This window comes from Arthrobacter pullicola (assembly GCF_014836875.1).
Classification (GTDB): Bacteria; Actinomycetota; Actinomycetes; order Actinomycetales; family Micrococcaceae; genus Arthrobacter_B; species Arthrobacter_B pullicola.
The window spans coordinates 164,467-171,056 of the sequence record NZ_JACSQC010000008.1 but is presented as its reverse complement, the minus strand read 5'-3'; the positions used below and the strand labels follow the sequence as shown (position 1 = coordinate 171,056).

The 6,590-nt window shown below is 66.3% G+C and carries 5 protein-coding genes; 3 read left to right on the top strand and 2 right to left on the bottom strand.

The window, feature by feature from the left end:
• The first annotated feature begins 419 nt into the window (after positions 1-419).
• Both H9638_RS15570 and H9638_RS15565 read left to right on the top strand, forming a co-directional pair.
• On the top strand, positions 420-902 hold the full coding sequence (locus H9638_RS15570; RefSeq protein WP_191748929.1) for an SRPBCC domain-containing protein: 483 nt from the start codon (positions 420-422) through the stop codon (positions 900-902).
• Between the two features lie 10 nt (positions 903-912).
• The gene (locus tag H9638_RS15565) at positions 913-2,286 is read left to right on the top strand and encodes an FAD-binding oxidoreductase (protein WP_191748927.1); all 1,374 of its coding nucleotides are present in this window, start codon (positions 913-915) and stop codon (positions 2,284-2,286) included.
• Positions 2,287-2,314: 28 nt separating this feature from the next.
• Here H9638_RS15565 and H9638_RS15560 read toward each other — a convergent pair whose 3' ends face one another.
• On the bottom strand, positions 2,315-4,051 hold the full coding sequence (locus H9638_RS15560; RefSeq protein WP_191748957.1) for a glycoside hydrolase family 13 protein: 1,737 nt from the start codon (positions 4,049-4,051) through the stop codon (positions 2,315-2,317).
• Between the two features lie 278 nt (positions 4,052-4,329).
• Here H9638_RS15560 and H9638_RS15555 point away from each other — a divergent pair, with 278 nt between their 5' ends.
• Positions 4,330-5,097 carry a hypothetical protein gene (locus H9638_RS15555; RefSeq protein ID WP_191748925.1) on the top strand — a complete coding sequence of 256 codons (768 nt, stop codon included), beginning with the start codon at positions 4,330-4,332 and terminating at the stop codon, positions 5,095-5,097.
• An 84-nt stretch (positions 5,098-5,181) separates the two neighbouring features.
• Here the strand turns inward: H9638_RS15555 and H9638_RS15550 are convergent, their stop codons facing one another.
• Positions 5,182-6,543, bottom strand: coding sequence for a DUF4032 domain-containing protein (locus H9638_RS15550; RefSeq protein WP_191748923.1), 1,362 nt, complete (start codon positions 6,541-6,543; stop codon positions 5,182-5,184).
• Between the last annotated feature and the right edge of the window lie 47 nt (positions 6,544-6,590).

Below are 6,590 nucleotides of genomic sequence, written 5' to 3'. Positions count from 1 at the left end.
ACCCGCAGCGCCGATGGTACTGCACCTGGGAGGGTGTGGGAGAGTAGGTCACCGCCGGACAATCATTCAAGACCAGGGATCCTGGTCCACGTTAGGCCCCGCACACTAAGTGCGGGGCCTGACGTGTTTAACCCCCGCTTTCCGTTCCGCGGGGTTGCAGGCCTGACCCGTGGGGTCAGCGGACCCTGCCTTCGACCGGCCTGCGGTTGTGCACCGTATTCAGCCCACGGGCGACCGTCGACGTGCAGATACGGCGGCCTCCGCGCGATTTTGGTCACCATACCTGCCCATCCAGCGAGGGCGAGAGCCGGTGAAGCCGCCAGACCTGCACACCCATCGAAATGAAGCCAGCCCTGCCCCACGCTGAGCAATGGAAGCCCGACGGGGTCCCCTGGCACCGGAGTACGTAGGCTAAAGGCATGACTTCATCCTTGTTCTCCCACGCCCCGGACCCCGAGCCGCAGCGGGGCGCAGCCTCCGTCGCCGATATCGAGGAATCCTGTGTTGTTCCCCGTGAAACGGACGAGGCCTTCAGGGGTTTCCACGAGTACCTTCACCTGTGGTGGCCTGCAGAATTCAGCACGTACGGGGAAGGGATGCATCCGGAGTTCGAGAGCGGATCCCTGACAGAGACGAGCCTCGATGAGGAGACCGCGCTCTGGGCCACGGTTCGGGAAATCCGCCCGGACGAGCTGCTGGCCATGGACTGGTTCCTGGGACACAGCCCGACGGTCTCGACCAGCGTGGAACTGAGGTTCGAGCCGCAGGAAAACCACACCCGTGTCACGGTGCAGCACTCGGGCTTCGGCCGGATCCCCGATGGCCTGGAGGTCCGTGACCGGCTAGCAGGGCAATGGCGCAATGTCCTGCAACGTTACGCCCGGTTCATGGGCGCCCGGTAGCCTTCTGCATATGACCACCGATGTTCTGCATGACCTAGCGCTTGCCCTTCCCGGCGTTTCACTGGCAACCGATTCGACCACCCTGGCAGCGTACGCCAAAGACCAGGGTCCGGTGCAGGACCTCGTTGACCCGCTGGCAGTGGTCTGGGCGGAAACCGTGGCCGATGTGCAGAACATTATGCGCTGGGCCTCGCGCACCAACACGGCTGTGGTCCCGCGCGGAGCCGGCACCGGCGTCTCCGGAGGAGCCCATGCCACCCGGAACTGCATTGTCCTCAGCCTGGAGAAAATGAACCGGATCCTGGAGATCCGGGCGGGCGACGAACTCGCCGTCGTCGAACCCGGCGTCATCAATGCGGACCTCAACGAGGCCGTGCGGCCCCACGGACTGATGTATGCACCTGATCCGGCCAGCTACAGGATTTCCACCATCGGCGGCAACGTGGCCACCAATGCCGGCGGCCTGCGCTGCGCCAAGTACGGAGTGACCCGTGACTCGGTGCTCGCGCTGGACGTGGTGCTCGCGGATGGAACGCTGATCCGCACCGGGCACACAACGTTCAAAGGCGTAGCCGGGTACGACCTCACCGGCCTGTTCACCGGGTCGGAAGGCACCCTCGGCGTCGTCGTCGGCATCACCGTCCGGCTCCGCTACCTGCCCCGCGAGGTATGCACCGTAGCGGCGTTCTTCCCCGACTTCCGGACCGCTGCGGCCGGTGTGCTCGCCGTCGGCGCGGCCAGGGTCCAGCCCGCGATCATGGAACTGCTCGACGGCGCCACGATGGCAGCGCTCGACGGCGCCCATGGCTCGGATCTCGGCACCCGGGGTGGGGCGCTGCTCCTGATTCAAACCGACGGTTTCGGTGCCGAGGCCGAAGCGGACGCCGTCCGTACCGTCCTGTCCGGACTCGGCGGGACCGTAAGCTCCGCCGGCTCAGCCGAAGCCGAGCGCCTGGTGGAACTGCGCCGGCACAGCCGCGGAGACGCCGTCGACCATGAGCTGCGGGTTGGAGAAGACGTGGCGGTGCCGCGCTCCCAGCTGGTGCACTACGTGGCGGAACTTGAGCGGATGGCCCGCGATCATGGCGTCCGGCTCAAGGTTGTTGCCCACGCCGGAGACGGCAACCTGCACCCGACCTTCTGGGTCAGCACTGCGGAGGGTGCCGCAGGTGCGGCCCGCCTGGACGCAGCCCTGGACGAATCCATCACGGTGGCCCTGGGGCTGGGCGGAACCATCACCGGCGAACACGGCGTGGGTCAGTTCAAGCTCCGCTGGCTGGCCCAGGAACAGCAGGCCGAGGTGCTGGAACTCCAGCGCCGGGTCAAAGCAGTTTTTGACCCGGCGGGAATCCTGAACCCGGGCAAGGCCATCCCCGGCGCCTAACCGCTGGCCCGCCCGAAGGAAGCGGAACCTAGGGTACCCGCATCCAGACCGTCCGGTTCGGGCGGAGCCGGGTGTGCTCCATGGCCCCCGGCGAGCTTTGATGCAGGATCTCGAACTCCGGCAGCTCAACCGCTTCGGTACCCATGTTCATCGCCACCAGCACCCCGTTGTTCACGAAAGCTACCACGCCCTCGGCGTCGTGCTCCGGCCACCAGGACAGCGAGCCGTGGCCCAGGCCGAGTTCCTGCCGCAGCCTGAGGGCTGCCTTGTACATGTGCAGTGTGGAATCCGGGTTCCGTTCCTGGATGTCCCTGGAATGGGTGCCCCAGACTTCCGGCTGCGGCAGCCAGCTCTTGCCGGTGCTGCTGAACCCGTACGACGGCGCGTCCGCCGTCCAGGGCAGCGGCACCCGCGAGCCGTCCCGGCCCACGCGGACACCATCCGTCCGGTGGAACGTCGGGTCCTGCCGGTAGGTGTGCGGAATCATGGTGTGGTCGGGCAGGCCGAGTTCCTCGCCCTGGTAGAGATAGACCCCGCCGGGCAGGCCGAGCATCAGCAGCGTTGCCGCACGTGCCCGGGACAGTCCGAGGACGTGGTCCGGCTGGGCATCGTCGGGCCCGATCCCGTCGCCGCTGCGCAGCTCATGGCCCTGCAGCCCGAAGCGGGAGACGTGGCGGACGACGTCGTGGTTGGAGAGCACCCAGGTGGTGGGGGCACCGACCTTGTCGAATGCCTTGAGGGAGGTTTCGATGGTGCTGCGCAGATCCCCGGCGTCCCAGGGGTGGTGGAGGTAGGCGAAGTTGAAGGCCTGGTGCATTTCGTCGGACCGGACCCAGTCGGTGAGCCGGTCCAGCGGGTCGATGGTCGCTTCGGCGCAGAGCACGCGGTCGCCGTCGTAGTCCTCCAGGATTTTCCGCCAGGACCGGTAGATGTCGTGGATTCCGGCCTGGCCGAACATGGGTGCCTCGTGGCCGGGGAAGCCTTCGATGGAGGCGCCGTCGGCGCGGCCGCCCCAGTCCGGGAGGCCGGACTTCTTGATCAGGGCGTGGGCGACGTCGACGCGGAAGCCGCCGACGCCGCGGTCGAGCCAGAAGCGCAGGATCCGTTCGAATTCCTGGTGGACGGCGGGGTTGTCCCAGTTGAAGTCCGGCTGGGTGGAGTCAAAGAGGTGCAGGTACCACTGGCCCGGAGTGCCGTCGGGGTTGGTGATGCGGGTCCAGGCCGGTCCGCCGAAGTGGGACTGCCAGTTGTTCGGCGGGTTTTCGCCGTTCTCGCCGGTGCCGTCGCGGAAGATGAACATGTCCCGGGCGGGGGAGTTTTCCGGGGCGGCGAGGGCGGCTTGGAAGAGGGGGTGCTGGTCGGAGCAGTGGTTGGGGACCAGGTCAACGATCACGCGGATGCCGTGGGCCTTGGCGGTGGCGACGAGGGCGTCGAAGTCGTCCAGGGTGCCGAAGATCGGGTCCACGGAGCAGTAGTCCGCGACGTCGTAGCCGGCGTCTTTCTGCGGGGATTTGTAGAAGGGGGAGAGCCAGATCGCGTCGATGTCGAGTTCGGCGAGGGCGGGGATTTCGGCGGTGATGCCGGGCAGGTCGCCGATGCCGTCGCCGCGGAGGTCGCGGAAGGAGCGGGGGTAGATCTGGTAGATCACCGAGGAACGCCACCATTGGCGGTCGCGTTCAGCGGAAGCCTCATGGACCGGCACCAGCTGGAGCTCTGCTGAAGGTTTTGAGATTTCGCGGAGGGCATTGTCCATGGACAGAATCATCCTTTTCACGCTGGTCAGGCTGCTTACGTATGGGTTAACGCCGGGTTCCCGGCACATGTGCCGATATGTGGTGGTGATTGTTCCCACAGCTGCATGACCGGTTGCCAGCTGGGCACAGGAGCCCCGCATCGCACATGGAAGGGGCCGCTGACTTGGGGCGGGACCCCCAGTGCCCCAGCCTAGCCACAACAGCACAGGATAGACTGGCGCCGATCGCCGGAACAGCTGCCGCTGTTCGCCGGCCAGCTATCAGGAATCATCGTCCCAGGGGGAGAACCATGCCAGAGAACCGCAACGACGACGCCGGTCAGAGCGCCGGCGGGCCAGACGGCTTCGCTGCGCCGGGACAGCCGTCCAGTGAACCGACGCCGGCGGGTCAACCGGACAGCAGCACTCCCGCATCCGGTGATGCCGCACCGGCCGGAAGCACCCCCGCGTCCGACACCGCAGCCATCGGAGGGGCACCGACCCAGCCGCTCTACGGACAGTACGGTGAACCCACTCCGGAGCAGGCGTCCTCCGACCAGCCGGCTTCCGGCCAGCAGCCCTACGGCCAGACGCCGCAGCAGGCTCCCTATGAGCAGCAGCCCTACGGCCAGCAGCCCCCTTACGGCCAGCAGCAGCCGTACGCTCAGCAGCAGCCTTACGGCCAGCAGCCCCCTTACGGCACGAACTACGGCTACCCCGGGACCTACCAGGCTCCGGCGCAGAAGCCGGGGAAGGCCCTGGGAATTGGTGGCTTGGTTCTTTCCTGCCTGTTCTTTATCCCGTACGCCTCACTGGCGGGCCTGATCCTGAGCATCGTGGGCCTGGTCCAGTCCCGGAAAGCCAACGAACGCAATGGCCCCGCCCTGGCCGGCATCATCATCGGAGCCATTGTTTTCCTGCTCACGTTGCTGGCCACAATTCTGATCTTCGTTTTCGCCGCGGGTGCGGTGGTCAACGTGGTGGAAGTCTGTGCGGAGTACGGCACGGGAACGCACGTCGTCGACGGCATGACCTATGAGTGCAATGTAAATTCCACGGGGTTCGAACAGTCCCTGTAACGCTGCAAAGAGCCTCACCTTGCAGACAGCCAAAAGGCCGGGCCCTCAGGTCCGGCCTTTTGGCTGTCTTCGCCTGCTGGCGCGCTAGGGCTGGTCCGGCGTTCCGCCACCCTCCAGGATGCTCATGGTTTTGGTGTCCGGGTTGAGCAGGATTGCGGCTTCATCCCGGCGGTGCCGCAGCTCGGTATCGAGATAGGACTGCACAGCTTCCGCGAGGCCGACGTTCCGGTTCTCCTTTTCGGAGAGGTACCAGCGGTGTTCCAGGACCTCGTGGACCACCTCGGCCTGTTCCAGTTTGCTGCCCAGCTCACGCGGCACTGCCTTGACGATCGGTTCGAAGACCTGGGTGACCCAGAGGTGGGCGCTGAGCTCCTCATCCAGGTCGGGGTGGTTGTCCGCGCGGTAGGAATCCAGATCGTTCAGCAGCCGGCGGGCCTGGTTCTCCTGGGCGTCCAGTCCGGTGAGGCGGAGCAGGCGGCGCTGGTGGTGGCCGGCGTCAACCACCTTGGGCTGCAGCTGCACCTGCGAGCCGTCCGGAGTAGTGCGGATGGTGAGTTCGTCGACGTCGAACCCCAGCTCGTTCAGGCGGCGGATCCGGGCGTTGACGCGCCAGCGTTCGCCGAGTTCGAAGGACTCCTGCTCAGTGAGTTCTGCCCAGAGGTTCCGGTAGCTGTCCATGATGCGTTCGCTCGTGGCGAGGGGATCGATGTTTTCCTCGATCAGGCCGCCCTCGGCCAGGTCCATGAGTTCGCCGGCGATGTTCACCCTTGCGATCTCAAGGTCGTACTCGCGTTGCCCGGGGGAGAGCTCGGGGTAAAGTTCCCCCGTTTCAGCGTCCACCAGGTAGGCGGCGAACGCCCCGGCATCGCGGCGGAAGAGCGTGTTGGAGAGGGAGACGTCGCCCCAGTAGAAACCTGCGAGGTGCAGGCGGACCAGCAGCAGTGCCTGGGCATCGATCAACCGGGTGAGCGTCACAGCGCGCAGGGTCTGTGAAAAGACGGCGCGGTAGGGCAGCGAGAATCGCAGGTGCCGGGTCACCAGCACCGGAGCGAGTTCCTCCCCGTCCTTGTCCGTGCGGCCGGTAATCACCGCCACGGGGGCAACGCAGGGGATATTGAGCCGCCTGAGCTTGCGGAGCATTTCGTACTCCCGCAGGGCAACCCGCTCGCTGGTTTCCTTGATGGCGATGAGGGAGTCGCTGAGTTTGGCGAACCGGACAACGTGCCGGGAGATGCCGCGGGGGAGGGCTGCGAGGTTCTCCTTGGGCCATTCCTCCAGGGGGATGGACCAGGGCAAATCCAGCAGCGCCGGGTCCATGGAGGCGGCAGTGATGTGCAGGGAACCCAACGGGGCTTGGGACGCATCGGCCTGGTTCCGCGGGCTGGTGCCTGGCTGCTCTAGATCCGAGGGGTGATCGCGCTGGTTGGCGCGCGCGGCTTCAGTCATGGGCGGCATGCCTTCTGTGGACTATGTTTATCCGGCGTTTATCCGGG